General features: G+C 26.7%; 20 protein-coding genes. 7 read left to right on the top strand and 13 right to left on the bottom strand.

Translation table 11 applies throughout. The features are described 5' to 3' along the window. Positions 1 to 48: 48 nt before the first annotated feature. The 12 genes from rfaE1 to AB8B22_RS02545 form a co-directional block, all read right to left on the bottom strand. A complete protein-coding gene (gene rfaE1, locus AB8B22_RS02600) occupies positions 49 to 1041 on the bottom strand; it encodes a D-glycero-beta-D-manno-heptose-7-phosphate kinase (RefSeq protein WP_094079093.1) in 993 nt (330 codons plus the stop codon). A gap of 128 nt (positions 1042 to 1169) precedes the next feature. Continuing rightward, a complete protein-coding gene (locus AB8B22_RS02595; protein WP_094079094.1) occupies positions 1170 to 2372 on the bottom strand; it encodes a type II secretion system protein GspD in 1203 nt (400 codons plus the stop codon). A gap of 17 nt (positions 2373 to 2389) precedes the next feature. Further along, positions 2390 to 2914 (bottom strand): hypothetical protein, encoded by a 525-nt coding sequence (locus AB8B22_RS02590; protein WP_094079095.1) that lies wholly within the window; start codon positions 2912 to 2914, stop codon positions 2390 to 2392. 27 nt (positions 2915 to 2941) lie between these two features. Continuing rightward, positions 2942 to 4060 carry a hypothetical protein gene (locus AB8B22_RS02585; protein ID WP_369711543.1) on the bottom strand — a complete coding sequence of 373 codons (1119 nt, stop codon included), beginning with the start codon at positions 4058 to 4060 and terminating at the stop codon, positions 2942 to 2944. Positions 4061 to 4130: 70 nt separating this feature from the next. After that, positions 4131 to 4358, bottom strand: a complete 228-nt coding sequence (locus AB8B22_RS02580; RefSeq protein ID WP_369711542.1) for a hypothetical protein — start codon at positions 4356 to 4358, stop codon at positions 4131 to 4133. Between the two features lie 12 nt (positions 4359 to 4370). Then, positions 4371 to 4793 (bottom strand): hypothetical protein, encoded by a 423-nt coding sequence (locus AB8B22_RS02575; protein ID WP_369711541.1) that lies wholly within the window; start codon positions 4791 to 4793, stop codon positions 4371 to 4373. 135 nt (positions 4794 to 4928) lie between these two features. Then, a complete protein-coding gene (locus AB8B22_RS02570; protein WP_369711540.1) occupies positions 4929 to 5390 on the bottom strand; it encodes a hypothetical protein in 462 nt (153 codons plus the stop codon). A gap of 42 nt (positions 5391 to 5432) precedes the next feature. Beyond that, positions 5433 to 5858: a type IV pilus modification PilV family protein gene (locus AB8B22_RS02565; protein ID WP_369711539.1), complete on the bottom strand. Its 426-nt coding sequence runs from the start codon at positions 5856 to 5858 to the stop codon at positions 5433 to 5435. 56 nt (positions 5859 to 5914) lie between these two features. Further along, positions 5915 to 6373, bottom strand: coding sequence for a prepilin peptidase (locus tag AB8B22_RS02560; RefSeq protein ID WP_314080452.1), 459 nt, complete (start codon positions 6371 to 6373; stop codon positions 5915 to 5917). Beyond that, a complete protein-coding gene (locus AB8B22_RS02555) occupies positions 6370 to 6792 on the bottom strand; it encodes a type II secretion system protein (protein ID WP_094079099.1) in 423 nt (140 codons plus the stop codon). The genes AB8B22_RS02560 and AB8B22_RS02555 overlap by 4 nt, the downstream gene beginning before the upstream one ends. A gap of 203 nt (positions 6793 to 6995) precedes the next feature. Then, positions 6996 to 7715 carry an amino acid ABC transporter ATP-binding protein gene (locus tag AB8B22_RS02550; RefSeq protein ID WP_369711538.1) on the bottom strand — a complete coding sequence of 240 codons (720 nt, stop codon included), beginning with the start codon at positions 7713 to 7715 and terminating at the stop codon, positions 6996 to 6998. Then, positions 7712 to 9244, bottom strand: coding sequence for an ABC transporter substrate-binding protein/permease (locus tag AB8B22_RS02545; protein ID WP_094079101.1), 1533 nt, complete (start codon positions 9242 to 9244; stop codon positions 7712 to 7714). Before AB8B22_RS02545 ends, AB8B22_RS02550 begins: the two co-directional genes overlap by 4 nt. Positions 9245 to 9548: 304 nt before the next feature. Here AB8B22_RS02545 and AB8B22_RS02540 point away from each other — a divergent pair, with 304 nt between their 5' ends. From AB8B22_RS02540 to AB8B22_RS02510, 7 genes are all read left to right on the top strand, one after another. Then, positions 9549 to 12491, top strand: a complete 2943-nt coding sequence (locus AB8B22_RS02540) for a DNA-directed RNA polymerase subunit alpha C-terminal domain-containing protein (RefSeq protein ID WP_369711537.1) — start codon at positions 9549 to 9551, stop codon at positions 12489 to 12491. Then, positions 12492 to 13742, top strand: a complete 1251-nt coding sequence (locus AB8B22_RS02535) for a hypothetical protein (protein ID WP_369711536.1) — start codon at positions 12492 to 12494, stop codon at positions 13740 to 13742. Continuing rightward, complete coding sequence (locus AB8B22_RS02530; protein ID WP_369711535.1) at positions 13735 to 15621, top strand: DEAD/DEAH box helicase; 1887 nt, start codon at positions 13735 to 13737, stop codon at positions 15619 to 15621. Before AB8B22_RS02535 ends, AB8B22_RS02530 begins: the two co-directional genes overlap by 8 nt. 170 nt (positions 15622 to 15791) lie before the next feature. Then, complete coding sequence (tnpA, locus tag AB8B22_RS02525; RefSeq protein WP_094079471.1) at positions 15792 to 16190, top strand: IS200/IS605 family transposase; 399 nt, start codon at positions 15792 to 15794, stop codon at positions 16188 to 16190. A 4-nt stretch (positions 16191 to 16194) separates the two neighbouring features. Next, complete coding sequence (locus AB8B22_RS02520) at positions 16195 to 17292, top strand: RNA-guided endonuclease TnpB family protein (protein ID WP_369711533.1); 1098 nt, start codon at positions 16195 to 16197, stop codon at positions 17290 to 17292. Positions 17293 to 17428: 136 nt separating this feature from the next. After that, positions 17429 to 18661 (top strand): aminoacetone oxidase family FAD-binding enzyme, encoded by a 1233-nt coding sequence (locus AB8B22_RS02515; protein WP_369711532.1) that lies wholly within the window; start codon positions 17429 to 17431, stop codon positions 18659 to 18661. Further along, on the top strand, positions 18585 to 20297 hold the full coding sequence (locus tag AB8B22_RS02510) for an NAD(P)/FAD-dependent oxidoreductase (RefSeq protein WP_369711531.1): 1713 nt from the start codon (positions 18585 to 18587) through the stop codon (positions 20295 to 20297). Before AB8B22_RS02515 ends, AB8B22_RS02510 begins: the two co-directional genes overlap by 77 nt. Positions 20298 to 20365: 68 nt before the next feature. Here the strand turns inward: AB8B22_RS02510 and AB8B22_RS02505 are convergent, their stop codons facing one another. Next, complete coding sequence (locus tag AB8B22_RS02505) at positions 20366 to 20947, bottom strand: helix-hairpin-helix domain-containing protein (RefSeq protein WP_369711530.1); 582 nt, start codon at positions 20945 to 20947, stop codon at positions 20366 to 20368. Positions 20948 to 21059 lie beyond the last annotated feature (112 nt).

The following is a 21059-nucleotide window of genomic DNA, read 5'->3' as shown; positions in this document are numbered from 1 at the left end:
TAATTTTAATCTCACTTAAATTTCCCACAATAAAACTCCCTTTTTATTTTACAAATGTTCTTGTACGGTTTCATAGAAATCTAAAATTTCTTCTTTTGTTGCAGTTGCCGTTCCAATTTTAGCCACAACTATTCCTGAAGCCATATTCGCAATTTCTCCAGCTTCATATAAATCAGCTCCTGCACATCTTGCCAAAAGAAAAGTTGAAATAAATGTATCTCCTGCGCCCGTCACATCGTAAACTTCTCTTGCCACCGTCGGTATTCTTTTATGTTCCGTTTCAAAAAGTGAAACTCCCTCTTCACTTCTCGTAAGCACAACATTTTCAAGCTCCAATTCTTTTTTTAACTGCTCTAATTTTTCTACAATTTCTTCTTCACTAGAAAATTTTTTCATTCCAAAATAGTCCAAAATCTCTTTTTTATTAGGTGTTATAGAAGTTGCTCCAACATAATTTTTAAAATTTTGAGGTTTTGGATCTACTACTACAACTTTTCCATTTTCTTTAGAAAGTTTTATAATTTTTTTGGAAAGTCTTTCTGTTAAAAGTCCTTTATTATAATCGGATAACAAAATCGCATCTATATTTTTCAAATCTTCTTTTAATAATTCTAAAATTTTATCTTGGTTTTCAGATGAAATATCAATATCTTTTTCCCAATCTAGCCGAAGTAATTGTTGTCCTTGTGCTAAAACTCTACTTTTAATTATAGTTGGACGGGAACTGTCTTTCACAATTCCAGCTGAGTTAATTTTTTTAACTTCCAATTCCTTTATAAACTTTTCACCATTTGCATCGTTTCCCACGACTCCATACACCGATACATTAGCTGATAATGAAATTAAGTTATTTGCCACATTTGAAGCTCCACCCAATACAAATCGTTCTTTCTCAATATTCACTACAGGAACTGGTGCTTCAGGAGAAATTCTGCCAACTTTTCCAATAAGATATTCATCTAGCATCATATCCCCAATAACAGCAATTCTCACACTTTTAAACCGCTCAAGTATCTCTTTAAGCCTTCGAATTGAAATCATTTTTTTCCTTTCTTTTATTTTTTGTTTTTTTATTTTTTATTTTTAAATTTATTTTTTTTGAATATATTTTTATTATACAACATATTTTAATATTTTTCATCAAAAATTTAGAAAAAAATTTTTTATTTCTAATTTACTAAAAGCGATTTATCATTTTGTATAACAGCTTCAATTTCAATATAAATATCTCTCATTTCTTTATTTGTCCTTCTATATTTAAATAGCGGTCCAATTATTGGAATTTTTGAGAGTATTGGCACCCTTCTTTGTGTTTCTTTACTCACATTTTGTTTTAATCCTCCTATAAATGTCGAGCCACCATCATTCAATGTTATCGTAGTTCGTGTCTGATTTTTTTGTTTTGCACCAGAAGATGCACTATAAGTTGATGTCAATTTAAAATTACTTATTTCCGTATCAAGTTTTAACAATATTTTTTTTATTCCATTTATCTTTTTTATTTCTGGAGTTATTTTAAAAACAATTCCCGCTTCTGAAAATATTGGCTCAATATAATCTTCATTATTTTTAGTTACTTTTTTTTCACCTATAATCACTTCTTCCGTAACTTTTAATTCCCCTTCTTCCTTTTCCATAATCATAAGTGTTGGCATAGCTTCTATTTTTATATCTCCATTTTCTTTTAGCATATTAAAGTCAACTCCCAAAAATTTTCCTCCAGCAGAAAATATCGAACTAATCGAAATTTCTCCATTTAAAAATTTTGCAACCAAATTATTTTTTCCAGTATTTCCAGAATCTGAATTTATCGACCAGTCAATTCCAAGCCGCTCAAATAAATTTGAACTTGTATCAATTATCGTTCCCTTTATTATAACCTGCTCTTTTGGACTGTCAAAAGACTTTATTATTTTTTTCATCTCTTCAAATTTCTTTTCATCTCCACTAAAAATAATTTTATTCCCCACGCCAATAACTTCAAATTTTTCAAATCCATTTAATGCTTCAGAAATTTCTTTTACATCTCTATATTCAAACTCAATTTCTCCCGTCTTATTTTTTATCTCATCTTTTTTCTGATTTTCAATCTTTGAACTTTCTATTTTTGTAACTTCTTTTTTATTATTTTCCATTTTTGGAATTTGTTTTGTCTGTTTAGATGTATTATTTTCAGGAGTTTTTACTTGCTTTTGTTGTGTGTTGTTATTTATACTATTATTTTCAATCTTTTTATTTTCCTTCGGCACTTTATAAATAAATATTTTTTTCATATTTTGTGCATCGTTTTTATTTACATAATCCGTAACTTTCGCTGAAAAAGTATTACTAAAAAAAATAATGGCATATAAAATAAAATTTAATTTCCTCATTTTTCCCCCTTTTACTTTTACAATTTTTTCTCAATAAACCCTATCGAAATTTTAAATTCATCGCTTGTAAGCTCAATAAACAATCTTGAAGTATCAATATATCTTTTACTTTTATTAATTAAATACAAAAACTTCCCAAAATCATTTAAACTTCCAAAAGTTGTAAAATGAATATATTTTAATTTATATCCATTTTTCTCCCAGACATTTTCTGATTTTGAAATTTCTTTCACTTTTAAATCACTTTCATGAGCAAAAATATAAATCATCTTTTTAAACTCTGATTCATTTTTTATTGAAAAAAAAGAAAGTCTTCTTGTCAACATCATAATTTTATCGTAATCAGCCATATTCTTTTCTTTTTCAAGTGATTTTTCAGTTTCTATTTCAATAATTTTTTTCTCAAAATTTTTTTTATTCTCCAAAAGTAATTTTTTATTTTCCAAAAGTTCTTTGTGCTCACTATACTTTGAATTTAAGTTTATCACAAAAAAAACTACAATTAAAGCAATTATCATCATTTTTAAATTTATTTTTCTCATTTTATACTTTTCCCACTTTTCCTAAAATTATTTAATGACATATTCAAACATTGTCGCTTCATCGTTATCTTTTAAATACCCAAGTTCAGAATTGGGATATTTTTTCAAAATACTATTTTCAAATTTTTCAAAATTCTCAAAATTTTTTAACTCGCCAGAAACCGTCCACTTTGAATTTTCATAATTAATTTTTGTATAATCTACCCCTTTTTTACTATTTTCAACTAAAAATTTTATATATGAGTAAAACTCATCACGCTCAATCGAATTATCAATATCTTTTAATATTTTTAATTCTTTCGTATAATTCGGAACTTCTTCATCTTTCTTTTTCAAATAATTTTTTTCCAAAATTTTCGTCTGAACTTTTATATTTTCATTTTCTTTTTTTAATTTTTCATTATTCATAAAATTACTCAAAAGAAAATATCCAAGAAACAAAAATAAAACTGTCGCCACATCTAAAATTTTTATCTCTTTCAAACTTTTTGCATCAAAAAAATTTTCATTTTCCGCAAAATTTGGATTTTCAAAAAGTTCACTACCTGAAAAAATCATTTTAATTTCTTCTTCCGTATCAGTAAAAACAATCATATCCCCAAAGTCAAATTCACTAATTTCTCCAATATCGGAAAGTCTTAACTCAACTTTTTCCAATTCCGTTATCTTCTCGTCAAAAATTACCATGCGTAAACTATTTTCTTCCCCAATTTGAAAAATTTCAATTTTTTCACTTTTCAAATTTTCATTTTCCAAACTTTCTTTGTCTATAGTTTGTTCAACACCAATATCTTCTATTTGAACAATTTTAATTTCTTCATCTTCTTTTTTATTTTTATTTTCTTTTTGATTTTCAAAAAATAAATTTTCTTCTTTATTTTTTTCTTCTTCATAATTATTTTTATTTTCTTTCTGATTTTGATTTTGATTCTCACTTTCAAATTCTAAATTTTTATTTTTATAAAAATTATAAATCGCTTGAAAATCAATTTTTATTTCCGAAATTTTCAAAAAATAATTTTTCACTATTTTTTTTAAACTTGAAATTTTATTTTTTTCCAAATAAAGATTCAAATATTCACCATTTACATAATCTAGAATAAATTTTTTACAAACAAATTTATTATTTTTAAAAATTTTTCTCATTTCATAATTTTTATTTTTATCTTTATTTTCTTTTTCATTTTCGTTTTTGTCTTCGTTTCTATTTTTACTTTTATTTTTTCTTCTTCAAAATTTTGAAAATTTTCAAAATCAAAATATGAAAAATGTAAAATAAAACTAACTTCCACATTTTTTTAAATTCCGTTTTGTCAAAACTATTTTCTTCCAAAAAATTTTCCAAAACATTTGATAATTCCTGATTTTCATAAAAATATATTTCATTTTCATAAAAAAGATAAATTTTATTTTCGCTTCTTAAATATATCTTCAAACTTTCCAAAAAATTCCTCCTCTATTTTAAAATTTCACTGCTCAAAACACTCATTTCCACAAGCGTTGCATTTTTTCGCTTAAAAGAAATTTTCTCTTTATAAAAAATTTCCGTATTCAAAATTTTTCTTTCAAAAATAACTTCCAAATCACCATAAACTGTATTTTTATCAAGTGGCAAAAAATATTCATTTTCACTACTGTCTTTAATACTTTTTACCACAAAGCCACCAATACTTTGCACATTTTTTGGCAAGAATATCAATTTTTCTGCTCTCAAATCATTTTTTATTTTTTGTAAATTCGTATCGAAATAAAATTCTTCTTTTTCTATTTCGACTTGATTATTTTCAAAAATCACGCCATTTCTTTCAATTCTTTTAGCATTTTCCAACTCTTTTTCAACAAAAATTTTTTTATTTAACTTTTTTTCTGTATTTTTCAAAAAAATTATATCCGACTTTTGTTTTACAAAAAATATAAAATTTGTCGAAAACACAGTTATCATCGAGAGTGCAATCAACACATAAATAAGACTTGCACCTAAATTTTTTTTTTCATTTTAAAAAATCCCCTTTTATCATATTTTCACAACTCTAATTTCATCTTTTCCAAAATTTTTTATTTTTATGACAAGAATTTCGCCAATTTTTTCAAATTCTAAATTTTCTAAATTTGAAATCACTGTTCTACTTCCAAAACTACTTTTATTTTCCGTATCCGAAATATACATTTTTTTATTTTCAAATTCAATTTTATATAAGATTCCATCTGTTTTATAAACAATTTTATCTTTAAAAATATGAATATTTTTCTTTTCATTTTCATAAAAAAATTCTTCTTTATCTCTATTTTTCAAATTTTCCACAATTTTATCCAACGAAAAATACAAATTTTCATAACTTTTCTGATTATTTTTTTTCATTTTCTCAATTATGACAACTCTTTTCAAAAAAATCGAAACTACAAAAACTATGACTGAAAATAAAAACATACTTATCATAATTTCTAAAAGAAAATAACCTCTTTTTTTATTTTTCACAATTTTTCCTCTTTTCAAATTTATTTAAATTTATTTTTTACACTATAAAAAATTTGGAAAATAATAATCGTTCATTTTATTTGCAATTATTTTAAAAATATATTCTTTTTCGCCTTTTTCATTCAAATAAAATCCATCTGTTTTTTCAATTTTTATTTGAATTTTATTTTTTGTAAAATCAATATTTTTTAAAATCTGATATTTTTTCTCAATCAAAAATTTATTATAAAAATCATCTGTACTTGCAATTTCATATTTTTCAGAAAAATTATTCATTTCTTCATATTTTTTAACTTTTATGAGCTCAATCATATTTGAAATTTCTATATTCTGAAGATTCACATTATCTATTTTCGTATTCGTCTTTAAAGTTTTTAAAAACAAATTTGACAGCGGAACAATCGCGAGTGTTACAAAAAACATTGAAATTAAACTTTCAACTAAAGTTTCCCCCTTATCTTTTTTCATCTTTTTATTTTTCCCCTTTTTCTCTTTTTCTATTTTCTATTTTTCTCTTTTCTCTTTTAACCAAAAAATATTTTAAAATGATTAAAAAAGATGTAACTTGCAATAATAAATGGTGCAAACGGAATATATTCACATTTTTGAAGTTTTTTAAAAAAAAGTAAAAATAATACGACAATTCCTGAAAATATATACAACATTGTATAAAACTTAAAAATATTTTCAACTCCGCTGTATCGAAACAACCCGCCTATTCCCATCATAAGCTTCACATCTCCAAAGCCAATCAAACTTTTTTTAAAATAATCTTCCAAAATATAAAGTGCCAACAACGGCATTAAATAGCCACTCGCTCCCAAATAATAATTTCCCAGATCATTAAATTTAACAGCAGAAAATAATCCTATTAGAACTAAAAATAAAATATCCCTGTCATATATCAGCTTTTTTTTCATATCATTTATAAAAATACTAAAAAATGTAAAATATTTTAAAACCAACAAAATGATTGCCATCATCTCTTTATCTCTTCTCCAGGAAAAGCCTTGCTATTTGCAGCGATCTTAGCATAAATTTCTCCATTCTGATAGATTATTTGACCTTGAATATTCCCAATTTTAAATTTTCCGCTACTATCCAGCCCAATTCCAAGTTTATTCAAATTTCCTTGCTCCGTCAAAATATCCTGCAAATTTTTCGGTGCATCTCCGCTGTGGTCAATACTCCAAGATGTTGTCGTGTTATTTAACTCGGAAATTGCCCCGATAACTTTACTCCTATTAGCTTTATTCAAATATTTTCCAACTTGCGGTATTGCAATCGCAGAAATTATCGTAATAATTGCCACAACCAATATCACTTCAATAAGCGTAAAACCTTTTTTTGCTTTTTTTCCAAAGGTTTTTTCACTTTTAAACTTTACAATTCTCCCATTCATTTTTTGTCCTCCTTTTTTTTATTTAATATTTTATTAATTATTTATACAATATTTTTTGAATTTTGTCAATATATTTTTAATTTAAAATTAATAAAAAATAAAAATAGTAAGAATAAAATCTTACTATTTTTTACAACAATCATATTTATTTTTATATAAATAAAATTCATAATTATTTTTTTTAACTTTTAAAAATAAATTTTTTATAAAACTTTCAAAAAATTCTGAGTTCTCTCATTTTTCGGATTCAAAAACACTTCTTCAGGTTTTCCCTGCTCCACAATTTCACCGTCAGCCATAAAAATGACTCTGTCACAAACTTCCCTTGCAAATCCCATTTCATGCGTCACGACAATCATTGTCATTCCTTCTTTAGCCAAATCCTTCATAACTTTCAAAACTTCTCCAACCATCTCAGGATCTAATGCACTTGTTGGCTCATCAAACAGTAATGCTTCCGGTTTCATAGCGAGAGCTCTTGCAATTGCCACTCTTTGTTTTTGCCCACCAGACAAACTTGATGGATAAACATCGGCTTTATCTAAAAGTCCAACTTTTTCAAGCAGTTCTTTTCCCAATTTTACAGCTTCTGACTTTGTCTCTTTTTTTAGCGTTACTGGAGCTAAAGTTATATTTTGCAAAACTGTTAAATGTGGAAATAAATTAAAATTTTGAAAAACCATTCCAACTTTTTCACGAAATTTGTCAATGTTCAAATTTTTATCCGCAAGGTCAAATTCATCCACGCAAATATGTCCGTCAGATAGTTCTTCAAGCCCATTTATACATCTCAAAAATGTACTTTTCCCCGAACCTGACGGTCCAATCACACTTATCGCTTCCCCTTTTTTCACATTAAGACTTATATCTTTTAAAACAACATTATCTCCATACTGTTTTTTCAAATTTTCTACTTTAATCATACTTTTAACTTATCCTCCACTTTCTTGAACAATTTAGACAATAATTTAATTACTATATAGTAAATTGCCGCAACTATAAGCATAGTTTCAAATGTTTTAAAATTAGTTTTATAAGCAACTTGCCCTTCTTTCATCAAATCTGCCACTCCAATTACAACTAATAAGGAAGTGTCTTTTAGTGAACTTATAAACTGATTTAAAATGGCAGGAATCATATTTTTAATAGCCTGTGGCAAAATTACTTTAGTCATAGACTTGTTAAAAGAAAGCCCCAAACTTCTAGCCGCCTCCATTTGTCCTTTGTCTATCGCCTGTATTCCGCCTCTAAAAATTTCAGCTAAAAATGCTCCAGCATTTAGTGCGATTATAATTATCCCTGAAATTTCAGGAGAAAGCATTCCTGGCTCACTGCTCAAATGAAATGTCAATTTTAAAAGTTTTGGAAGCAGCGGCACAACTCCGAAATAGAAGAATATTGTCTGAACCATAAGTGGCGTTCCTCTTATTAAATCAATATATTCTTTTCCTAAAAATTGCGAAACTTTTATCATTTTCGAGTGAAAACCTTTTTTATCTGTTGGCACAAAATTTAAATATCCTATTCCTAAACCAATCAATGTTGCAAAAAATAATGAAACAACCGTGATATAGATGGTAATCGCAAGTCCTCTTAAAAATTTCAGTCCGTAACCAGTCAAAATTCCCCTGTAAGAATCAATAACTCCAGCAATTCCGCCTTTTTCCACAGTTTTTCCACCTTTAGTATATCTGTCAACAATTTTTTGATATTCGCCATTTTGTCTTAAAGTCTTCAAACCTTTATTAAACTCTTCCAGCAACTCTTTGTGAGTCCCCTTTTTTACCATAAATCCATTTCCAACATTTGTCAGCTTTCCAGTTCCAACTTTTAACTGTGTATCTGGATCTTGATTCAAAGTGTACAAAACTACCGGTAAATCTTCAAATCCCGCATCAGCCTGTTTATTTTCAACCGCCTTTAACATTGAAACTGTGTCATCATAAATTCTTACTTCAGATTTTCCCTTCAAATTTTCTTGAACATATCTTTCCCCTGCAGTTCCACTTTTAACCGCAAGTCTTTTTCCAACCAAATCTTTTCCAGTTTTTATCGTATTATTATCTCTATGAATTATCGCAACAATTCCTGTATCGTAATATGGATCAGAAAAATCAACAACTTTCTTTCTCTCCTCAGTAATATTCGCCCCCGCAATCGCACCATCAATTTGCCCAGATTCCATCGCAGGAATAATTCCTCCAAAATCCATCGGCTGAATTTCCACTTCAAATCCTTGAGTTTTTGCCACCGCCTTCATCAAATCCACATCAATTCCCTTATCCACATTGTTCTCCTTAAAAGAAAACGGCGGATAAATCAGATCTACTGCAATAATATATTTTTTACCTGTCTTTGCATTTGGATTTTTCACTTCTTTTTTCCCACAAGCTGTAAAAAATATTAAAATTGTCAATACGAGCGACACTAAAACTAATGTCCTTTTTTTCATTTTCCCTCCTAAACTCTCAAATTAAAATTATATCTAAAAATAATAAAATTTTTTTCAATATATAAATTTTACTACAAAAAAAATATATTGTCAAAGAAAATATAACCAAATTTATAATAAAACTTTTAAAATTTTGATGAAAAAAAACGACTAAAATGATATAATTTATTTGATAATAAAAAATTTTAATTATGAATAAATTTATAAAAAGTTGGGCTAAAAATGTGAGATTTACATTAAAAAGTAGAGCATAGCAGTATAAAATTTGAACATTAATTAAAAGCAGAGAAGGAGTTTTTTAATTATGAAAAAAGATACGCCAATTCAAATACTTCAATTATCAAAGAGATCTTATAATGTTTTAGAAAAATTTAATATTATTACTGTTCAAGATTTATTAACTGTTTCGATAGAAGATATAAAAAATTTCAAAGGGATAGGAAAAAAATCTATTCAAGAAATATTATCAAAGATAGAATTACTAAAAGATCATAATTTTGATAATATAGATATTTCTGAAATAGAAATGAAAATATCAAAAGATAAATATTTCACAAATAAATTTGGAGAAAAATATAAAGATATTCCTATTGAGGATTTAGGACTTTCAGAAGAAAGTAAAAATTTTTTAAAGGAACTTGGTATAGAGTATTATTCAGAACTTCTTACCAAGGGTGATGAGGAATTTGAATTACCAGAATATTTGGAAAATACAGTACAAAAGGAAATAAAAAGTATAAGAAGGGATCTTAACATTGAAGTTCCAATAAATATAAGGGGAGATATAAGTATAAATTATTTAAGACTTTCAGCAAGAGCTAAAAATTGTTTGAAGATTGCTAATATTAAATACTGTTCTCAGCTTTTTTATAAAACGAAAGAAGAATTGAAGGCAATAAAGCAAATGGGGGGAAAGACTCTAAAAGAACTGCAAAGATTTAAATTTCTTATATTTTTTTATTTTGGAATACCAGCTAATATTGAAGATAAGGAATCAGAAGAAGAAAAAATTTCAAAAGAAAGTGTTGATTTTTTAAAAAAAGTTGCTAAAATATTAAATTGCAATACTGAAAAGCTGATTTCAAATATTTCTGATCACTATTTTTCTTTTGTGCAGTATACTGATTTAACAGAGGAAAATGATTATAATTATATAACTGAAAATATAGTTTCGCTTTTATGGTGGAAAAATAGTTATGGGAAAGAAAAGTGGTTAAAATATATTATTAGGCAAATATCTAAAAATATTTACGGAATTGAAGAAGATGTTTTATGGGAAAGTATTCCTGAAATTTTAAAAGATAAAAAAATATATAAAAAAACTATTGAATATTTATGCGAATCAAACTTAATTAAAAAGTTATATGATGATAGATTTGTAATTGTATATAAAAGTGTTAAAGAAGAAGTGTACAATTATTTGACAGAAAATGAAGCAAATATCTTTTTAAATAGAATTTCTGGGAAAACATTGGAAGAAATAGGAGATACTTTAGAGATAACAAGAGAAAGAGTAAGACAGATTGAAGCAAAAGGATTGAAAAAATTATCTTTTGGAAAATTTAAAGAAGATTTTTTTAAGGATATATATTTAAAATATGATGTAAATAAAGAATCATTTCTAGTTGCTTTAAAAGAAGAAGAAACATATAACTATTTAAGTTTGAGATATAGAAATGAGCTAAATCAAGTTAAAAATAAGAGAAAACCATTACAGGAGCTTTTAGAAGATGAAGAAATTCCTGCTATAATTCGGAGAGCTTTTGAAAAATTTGTTTATAAAGATTATATTACTTTCGATAAAGAAAGAATACTTGTGGGGAGAGCAAGTTTTACAAATTATATTATAAAGCATTTTGCTAATGATGGAATGTCTTATATTGAATTTAAAGAAATGTATGATATGTTTTTAACTGAATTAGGTTATGAAAAAGAAGAAAGTCTTAAAATTGTGGATAGAAGTTATGAAAATCGTATAAGAGATGATATGAATGTTTTATGGAAACCAAAGAAAAAATTTAGATATTATAATATTTTAGGATATGATTTTAGCGACTTTTTAGAAACTTTAAATTTAAGCCAGTATAAAAATGAGGAATATTCAAGTCTGAAATTTTTTAAAATGTATCCTGATTTAATGAAAATGTATGATATTCGTGATGAATATGAACTTCATAATTTGTTAAAAAAGATATGTACTGTGGATAAATATCTTGAAATAAAATTTGGTAGAATGCCGTCAATAGAATTTGGTAAAGCTGATAGAGAACAGCAGGTAAAAGAGTTATTGTCGTTATTATCTCCTATTTCAAAACAGGACTTTATAAATGAATACGAAGATTTTTATGGGGTTGATTCTAAAACATTTGCAGCTAATTATCTTTCTTACATAGATGAATATAATTGCAGTGGAATATACGATATAACATTTGAAGAGTATGATGATTCAATTTTTCTTGAGCTAAAAGATATATTATCTGAAGAACTTTATACAGTTCAAGAAGTTAAAGAAAAAATTGAAAAAACATTTCCAAACTATAAAAAGGAATTTTTGAATCCAATTTTATTAAAAAAATTAGGATATAAAATTTCTGGAGGATATATTGTAAAAAGTCAATATGACTCAGCATCTAGTTATTTTTATCAATTTTTACAAAAAAATGAGATTGTAAAATTGGATGATATATCTTCTAAAATAAAATCTTTGCCGATGTTTACTTCTCAAATTTATAGATTAAAATATGTATATGAAATTATTGAATTTTCACCAAATAAATTTGTTAATTTTAGTAAATTGAAAAAACTAGGAATAACAAAAGATGATTTAAAACAATATTGTTCAGATGTTTTAGAATTTATAGGAAAAGATAAGTATTTTACAACATTTTCATTGAAGAAAAATGGATTTTATCATGAATTAGATGAACTGGGATTTGACGATTATTTTTATACATCTATTCTTATTGAAGATAAGAATAGAATTTCCTATAGAAGAATAGGGAAAAATAAACTTATGTATAGTAATGGTGAAGGAGCAAATTTTGAAGATTTTTTAGAGCGTATTGTGTATAAACAGGAAAAACTTTATATAGAAGTTTATGACTTAAATGATTTATTAAGAGATGAATATAATATTGTGCTTGATGTGCACGATGTTATTAGTTCTGTAAAGTCTACTTCTATGTTTTATGACCCTATTTCTAAAATAGTGTTTGCAGATTATGAAATTTATTATGAGGTGATATAAATGAATTTATTAGAAAACGATTTAGCAGAAAAGTCTGTATTTAAAACAGAAAATAAAAAAAAATTAGTCATCAGAAATCATTCAAAAGATTATCCAATTTATAAGATTAGATTGGATAAGTTATTTTACAATGATCAAAATGATAGAATTTCCACTTGGATTTCAAGATATAAAATGGAAAATAATATTGATAAAATAGATTATTCTGATAGAGAAAGTTATAATGAAATTATTCATAGGTTTATTACAGAAAGTAATTATAATGCATTAAAAAAAACTCAGCAAAATATAAAAGCTATCGGGCAAGTGGAAGCAGGAGTTGTATTGTTAGATGGACGTATTATTGATGGAAATCGGAGATTCACATGTTTAAGAAATATTGAGAAGGAAACTCATAAAGAGCAGTATTTTGAAGCTGTTATATTGGATTACAGTATTGAGAATAATGAAAAAGATATAAAAATGTTAGAACTTATGTTACAGCATGGTGTTGACGAAAAAGTTGGATATAGTCCTATTGAAAGATTAGTGGGAATTTATCATGATATTGTGGAAACAAAATTATTAACGACAGCAGAATATGCTAAAAGTGTAAATGATACAGAAAAAAATATAATTTCAGAAGTTGAAAGAGCAAATTTATTAGCTGAGTTTCTAGAATTTATTGATGCAGAAAAACAATTTCATTTGGCTAGAGATTTAGATCTTGTAGATCCTTTAAAGGAATTACAGAAAATGTTAAAAAAAGTTAATGATGAAGATACTAAAGAAAATTTGAAGAATGCTGTATTTAGTCAATTTTTAAGTAAACCTGCTGGAGATTTAACTAGATATATAAGAAAAATAAATGATATTGCAGATACTCCAAAACATTTAGAAAATTACTTAGAAGAGCAATTGCCAATTGTGGAACAAATTTGTGAAAAATTAGAAGAATCTGATAAAAATGTAAGTAAAAAAATCGGCGAAATAGCAGAAGATAAAAAAATAAAAAATGAGTTTTTGCGTACAACAGAAAAGTATGTTACAAGATCTGCAGGGGAAAAAACTAGAAATGCACCGTTAAAATCTATGGAAAAGGCATGTAATGGTTTAGATGAGATTGATCTTAAAATTTTGGATAAATTAAAAGATAAGCAAATAGAAGAATTAAAAGGGAAAATAGATGAATTAAAGGAAAAAATTGAGAAGTTAGAAGATAGATTAGAAGAGATTGATCAAAAAACTGGGGAGGAAACCGATAGTGAATGATAATTTGACACTTCAATTTGAAAATAATAATTTAGTTCTTGTTTCTTCTTCGATGATTTCTAATTTAAAGAGAAATAGAGTTTATAAATTACAATTAAAAAGATATGTTTCTAGGGATAAGACAGAGGAAAATAAATTATTTTTTAGAAAAGAAATAGGTTATATAAAATATAAAAAAATAATTGAAATAATAGAAAACTATTCTTCAAAAAATAATATTGATTTTCACGTTTCAAAAGAAGTGGAAGAGTACATACAAAAAAGAGAAATATATATTAATGAAAGATCAAGAGTGGGTTTAGGAATTAAAAGTCAGACTGAGGAAATCTTGGAAAAATATAACAGTTATAGAGCTGTTATTGATAGTCAAATGGTAAGAAAATTAAGGGAAAAACAGGCTTGGGATTCATTTTTTATGTTTGCAATGAGAAAATCTGCTAATTTTTCTGTACCCGGTTCTGGAAAAACATCTTCAGTTTATGGAGTTTTTAGTTTTTTATCCTACAAAGGTTTGGTAGATAAAATAGTTATGATCGGGCCTAGAAGTTCTTTTATTTCGTGGAAAGATGAATTTTATAATTGCTTTAGTAATAAAAGAAAATTAGAATTATTTAATATTCAAGATTATTCAAATTCAAGAGATAAGAAAAATGCCTTATTGTATAAAGCAGTTCATAAAAAAAATTTACTACTTTTTAATTATGAAAGTTTAGATTCTATTTTGGAAGAGGTAAAAAATATTATAGATGATAAAACACTGCTTGTTTTTGATGAAGTTCATAAAGTAAAAAATCCAAATGGTAAAAGAGCTAAGAATGCTCTCAAAATATCATATAATGCTAGATATACAATAGCATTAACAGGAACACCCCTTCCAAATTCGTATCTTGACATTAAGAATTTATTACATATTTTATATCATGAAGAATATAATGACTTTTTTGGTTTTGGAGATGCCCAGTTAAGGATTCCAAGTGAATATGATATAGAAAATATCAACAAAAAAATCAAACCATTTTTTTGTAGAACAACAAAAAAGCAATTGGAAGTTCCTGAGGTTAATCCAGATATTATTTTGCCATGCAAACTATCAGATAAAGAAAATAAAATTTTTAATATTTTATTGTTAAAATATGCTAAAAACAAATTAGCATTAATTATTAGGTTATTACAGTTAGAATCAAATCCTAAAATGTTATTAAAAGCTATATCTGAAAATCAAGAAGATTTTTCAGCTATATTGGATACTACATCAGATCCAGAAGATATTGATTATGTTGATTATTCACAGGATATCAAAGATTTAATAAATTCTTTTGGTAAAACTGAAAAATTTAATTCCTGTATTCAACAAGTAAAGCAACTTAATTCAGAAGGGAAGTCAGTAATTATCTGGTGTATTTTTGTTGATTCAATTCGACAGTTGGCTTCTCAATTGGAAAAGGAGGGAATATCTGCAGGTGTCATTTTTGGTAGTACTTCAGAAGAAGAAAGAAAAAATATATTAAATAAATTTAAAGAAAAAGAAATTGATGTATTAATTACAAATCCACATACCTTAGCAGAATCAGTTTCTTTGCATTCTGTTTGCCACGATGCAATTTATTACGAATATAGTTATAATTTAGTACATTTGTTACAATCAAAGGATCGAATACATCGTTTAGGATTAAAAGAAGGGCAATATACACAATATTATTTTTTACAAAGTATATTTGTAACAAGAGATGGATTTGAATATTCTTTAGATCAAAAAATATATCAAAGACTTTTAGAAAAAGAAAAAATTATGTTAGATGCAATTGATGAAGATATTTTAGAATCTTTAGGAAGTATAGAAGATGATATTGAAGTTATATTTAAAGACTTAAAACTTTAAATTAAATAGTAGGATTTTTGAGAGTGTAAAAATTTTAACAAAAGATAGCAAGAAGTCTCCGGCTTCTACAAGCGGGAGATGAATTGCTTTTTTTTGTAAAAAAAATTGAAAAAAGGATATATTTATGATATAATTTATTCAGTGAAATAATATAAAAGTAGGTAATAATAATGTCATATAATAGCAATTATCATTCAGTATTTGATATAAATTATCATATGATTTTTTGTATAAAATATCGAAGAGAAGTAATTAATGATGAAATTTCTAATAGATTGAAAGAGATTTTTGAAAAAATATGTCCGAAGTATAACATTGTTCTTAAAGAATGGGAACACGATGTTGATCATATTCATATGTTGATTAATGCTATGCCTAATACTGAACTTTCTAAGTTTGTAAATACTTACAAAAGTGCTTCCAGCAGGTTGATAAAAAAAGAATTTCCTGAAATAAGGGGAAGATTGTGGAAAGAATATTTTTGGAGTAGAAGTTACTTAGTTGTAAGTGTCGGAGGTGCACCGTTAGAGATAATTAAAAAATATATTCAAAATCAAAAGGAGGTGTAATTTTATGAAATATAATTTAGCATTCAGATACAGAATTTATCCAAATAAAGAGCAGGAATTATTGATAAATAAGACTTTTGGATGTGTTCGTTTTGTTTACAATACGATTTTGTATGCTGCAAATAAATTTTATGAAGAAACGGGAAAAAATAAAATAATTACATCTGCCAGTTTAAAAATTGAAAACCAATTTTTGAAAGAAGTAGACAGCTTGGCACTTGCAAATGCTCAATTAAATGTAAAACGATCGTTTATGAATTTTTTTCAGAAGAGAGCGAAATTTCCGAGGTTCAAATCTAAAAAGAATAGTGTTAAAAGTTATACGACAAATTGTGTGAATAATTCGATACGAATTGAGGAGAATAAATATTTGATTTTGCCAAAATTGAAAAGAGTAAAATTAAAATATCATAGAGAAATACCAAAGAATTATAGAATAAAGTCGGTAACACTAACAAACAGTAATGGAAATTACTATGTTTCTGTTTTGACGGAATTTGAAAAAGAAATTCAAAAAATGCCAAGTAGCGATAAAGTAATTGGGCTTGATTTTTCAATGCCTGAATTATTTGTCAGTTCTGAAAACCAAAGGGCTGATTATCCAAGATATTTTAGGATGCTGGAGAAAAAATTGAAAAAATTACAGAAATCATTATCAAGAAAAGTGAAATTTTCTAAAAATTGGTATAAACAAAAAATGAAAATATCAAAATTGCATGAATATATCAAAAATTGTCGAAGAGATTTTTTGCATAAATTATCGAAAAAATTGTCTGAAGTGTATAATGCTGTGGTTGTTGAGGATTTGAATATGAAAGGGATAAGTCAGGCATTAAATTTTGGTAAAAGTGTAGGAGATAATGGGTGGGGAATGTTTTTGAAGATGCTTGAGTATAAACTGATGTTTTTAGGAAAGCAATTTTTGAAGATAGATAAGTGGTTTCCATCGTCGAAAACTTGCAGTAAATGTGGAAATATTAAAGAGGAACTGAAATTATCAGAAAGAAGTTATAAATGTGAGTGCTGCGGGATTGAAATTGATAGAGATTACAATGCGGCATTGAATATAAGAAACATTGGAAAAGCGATGTTGAAATATTAAGAAAATAAAAGAAGACAGGGTAGGAACTACCCGAAGAGCTTGGTAAATATATTTGGCTAGCAAAAGCAGATACTTCCCAAGAAGCTCCCGCTTCTAAAAGCGGGAGTAGTTCACTAATTTGATAAGGAGTATAAAATTGAAAACAGAAGTAACTGTTATTGGCGGTGGAGCAGCTGGACTTATGGCAGCGATCACTGCTAAAAAAAATGGAAGAGATGTCGTTATTTTAGAGCGAAAAGATAGAATTTTGAAAAAAGTTTTGGTCACGGGAAATGGACGATGTAATTTGAGTAATGTCAATGCAACAAATGAAAATTACTTTGGGATTGAAAAACAAAAACAGGATATAAATCATATTTTAAATAATTTTTTGCCAACTGATGTAATTGACTTTTTTGAAAATAAAGTTGGAATCATTTGCAACGAAGAAAGTCGTGGAAAACTTTATCCACTTAGTGGACAAGCGGCATCAATTGTAGATGGACTCAGATTTTATGCACAAAACCTTAGAATTCCTATTTATACGGATTTTTATGTCACAAAAGTCACAAAAGAAATGTTTGAATTTAAAATTTTTTCCGAAGATAAAAGACAAATTAACTCGAAAAAAATAATTCTTGCAACAGGCGGAATTTCTTACCCTGAACTTGGCTCAAACGGAAGCGGCTACCAAATTGCAGAAAATTTTGGTCACAGTTTAACAAAACTTGTACCAACAATTGTTCAGCTAAAAACTGAAAAACATAAAATAAAGGGATTACGCGGAATAAAATTAGATGCAAAAGTCAGCGCTTTTGGAAAAAATGAAGATAAATTTGAGAAAATTTGTACCTATGAAGGAGAACTGCTATTTACTGATTACGGAATTTCGGGAAATGTCGTCTTTAATATTTCTTTTGTTTTTCCGCTTTACAAAGAAGTTGAATTTGAAGTTGATTTTATGCCAAAATTTGATTATAATAATCTTTTTACAATTTTGAAAAAAAGAAGGGAAATACTAAAAAATATGACAATGGAGCAATATTTTAATGGAATGATTAACAAAAAATTAGGTCAATTTTTGACTAAAATGTCAGGAATTCCAAAATTGTCAAAAAATATTTCAGAACTTACCGACAATGAAATAAAAAAAATATGTACAATTTTAAAAAAATATAAAATAAAAATATTGGATACAAACGGCTTTAAAAACGCACAAGTTACCGCCGGCGGAATTCCTTTGAGCGAAATAAATCTAGAAAATTTGGAATCAAAAAAAACAAAAGGGCTTTATTTTGCTGGAGAAGTTATGGATGTCTATGGTGAATGTGGTGGATTTAATCTGCATTGGGCGTGGGCGAGTGGAAAATTTGCTGGAGAAAATATTTAATAAAAAAAATGTGAGAGGAAAAGAAATGCTTAAAATTAATAATATAAAAATGCCTGTAAAACACAACGAGAACGACTTAAAAAATGTTGTCTGCAAACTTTATAAAATTAATAAAAATGAGATAAAAAGTTTTGAAATTGCAGGACAGGCGATTGACGCTAGAAAAAAAAATAATGTTGTCTTTGTCTATGCTGTAAATATCGAGCTTGAAAACAAAAAAAAATTTGAAAATATTAAAAATATAAAAAAATTTGAAAAACAAATTTATTCTATTTCAAAAATAGAAAATTTTTCTGAAAATGAGAAAATAAAAAGACCCGTTGTAGTTGGAAGCGGACCTGCTGGAATTTTTGCGGGACTTGTGATGGCTGAAGCTGGGCTTAAACCGATTATTATTGAGCAGGGAAAAAATGTCGACGAGAGAAAAAAAGATGTCTACAATTTTTTTAAGACAAGAAAATTGAATAAATATTCAAATGTACAATTTGGTGAAGGTGGAGCTGGCACTTTTTCTGACGGAAAATTAAACACTAACACGAATAATTTTAGAATGCAAAAAATTTATGATGAGCTGATTTTAGCAGGAGCCGAGAAAAAAATAAGTTACATGTCAAAACCGCACATTGGAACGGACAAACTTATTGGAATTATGAAAAATATCAGAAAAAAAATTGAAAGCCTCGGCGGAGAATATAGATTTTGCACAAAACTTACAAAAATTAATTACGAAAACAATAAATTAAAAGAAATCGAAGTTGAAGATTTAGAAAATGAAAAGAAATACACTGTCTCAACGAATATCGCAGTTTTAGCGATTGGACATAGCGCAAGAGAAACATTTTATATGTTAAATGAACAAAAAGTCCAAATGGAGCGAAAAATTTTTTCTGTGGGAGTTAGAATCGAACACAAGCAAAGTATGATAAATAGAGCTCAATACGGAAAATTTGCTGATAAGTTGCCATCTGCCGAGTACAAATTAAATGTCAAAACTTCTAATGGAAGAGGAGTTTACACTTTTTGCATGTGTCCCGGCGGAGTTGTAGTACCGTCTGCAAGTGAAGAAAATAGGTTAGTTGTAAATGGAATGAGTTATTCTAAAAGAAATTTAGAAAACGCAAATTCGGCAATTTTAGTAAATGTTTTTCCAGATGATTTTGAAGGAAATTCAGTTCTTGCTGGAATTGAGTTTCAGCGAAAATTGGAAGAAAAAGCCTTTATTCTTGGTGGAAGTGACTACAAAGCTCCCGTTCAGCTATTTGGAGATTTTTTAAATAACAAAGTTTCAAAAAAATTGGGAAATGTAAAGCCAAGTTACCTTGCAGATTACAAATTTGCCGACTTAAATCAGATTTTTCCTGAATATATAAACTCTTCTCTAAAAGAAGGAATAACGCTTATGGACAAAAAAATAAAAGGATTTGCAAATTATGATGCCATTTTAACTGGTGTGGAAAGTAGAAGTTCATCTCCTGTAAAAATTCCAAGAAATGAAAAATTTTTTGCCAATATCGAAGGAATTATGCCTTGTGGAGAAGGTGCTGGATATGCTGGCGGAATAATGTCTGCTGCCGTTGATGGAGTGAAATGTGCTGAATTTGTTGTGGAATATTTTAAAGATTTGATGAGTAAATAAAAATTCTAAATAAAAAGAGGGTGTAATTTTTTTATACACACTCTTAACTTTTTTATTAATTCAATAAATTAATCAATAAATTTTACTTTATCTTCCATTTCCAAATATCTCTTATTCCCAATAATTTTTTCCAAATCTAAATTTGAACGAATATTTCCACTATCAAGTTCTAAAAGTATTTTTTTTATTTCCTTCGTTGTAAATCCTATTCTTTTTAATTCTTTTTCGCTACATTTGTTAATATTATATTTCATAATTTCCCTGCCATAATTTTCTTTTGGATTTTTTATTTTTTCTTTATCAACAAAAAGATATTTTTTAGAAATTTCCAATCCCGATTTTCCAAACCTTTCAACATTTTTCATCTCTTCAATATCTAAAATTATCCCAGTTTCATCACGAAACTTTATAATATTTTCTGCTTTTGATTTTGAAAACCCTAATTTTAACAAATCTGCGTATTCGACACTATTTACATCAAATTTTTTCTTTTTTTTTGTAAAGTCATTACTTTCTTTAGCTTTTTCTTTTTTGTAATTCACTTCTTTACTGATTTCAATATTTGGCTTATTCTTATCCTCAATAAAAAGTCTTAAAAAATTTCCCACAATTAAAAGCATAACAAAAATAATAATATATTTTATTTTCATAATTAAATCCCCCCAGATTTTTTTATTTTTTAAAATTATTAAATTTTATATTTTAATTTTTATTAAAAATATTTTTGAACTTTTCATTATTTAAACTTTAACTTATTTAGTA

Origin of the sequence: Leptotrichia rugosa, from assembly GCF_041200005.1 — a bacterium.
Taxonomy (GTDB): domain Bacteria; phylum Fusobacteriota; class Fusobacteriia; order Fusobacteriales; family Leptotrichiaceae; genus Leptotrichia; species Leptotrichia rugosa.
The sequence above is the reverse complement of the archived record's forward strand: the minus strand, read 5'-3'. Positions and strand labels throughout refer to the sequence as shown.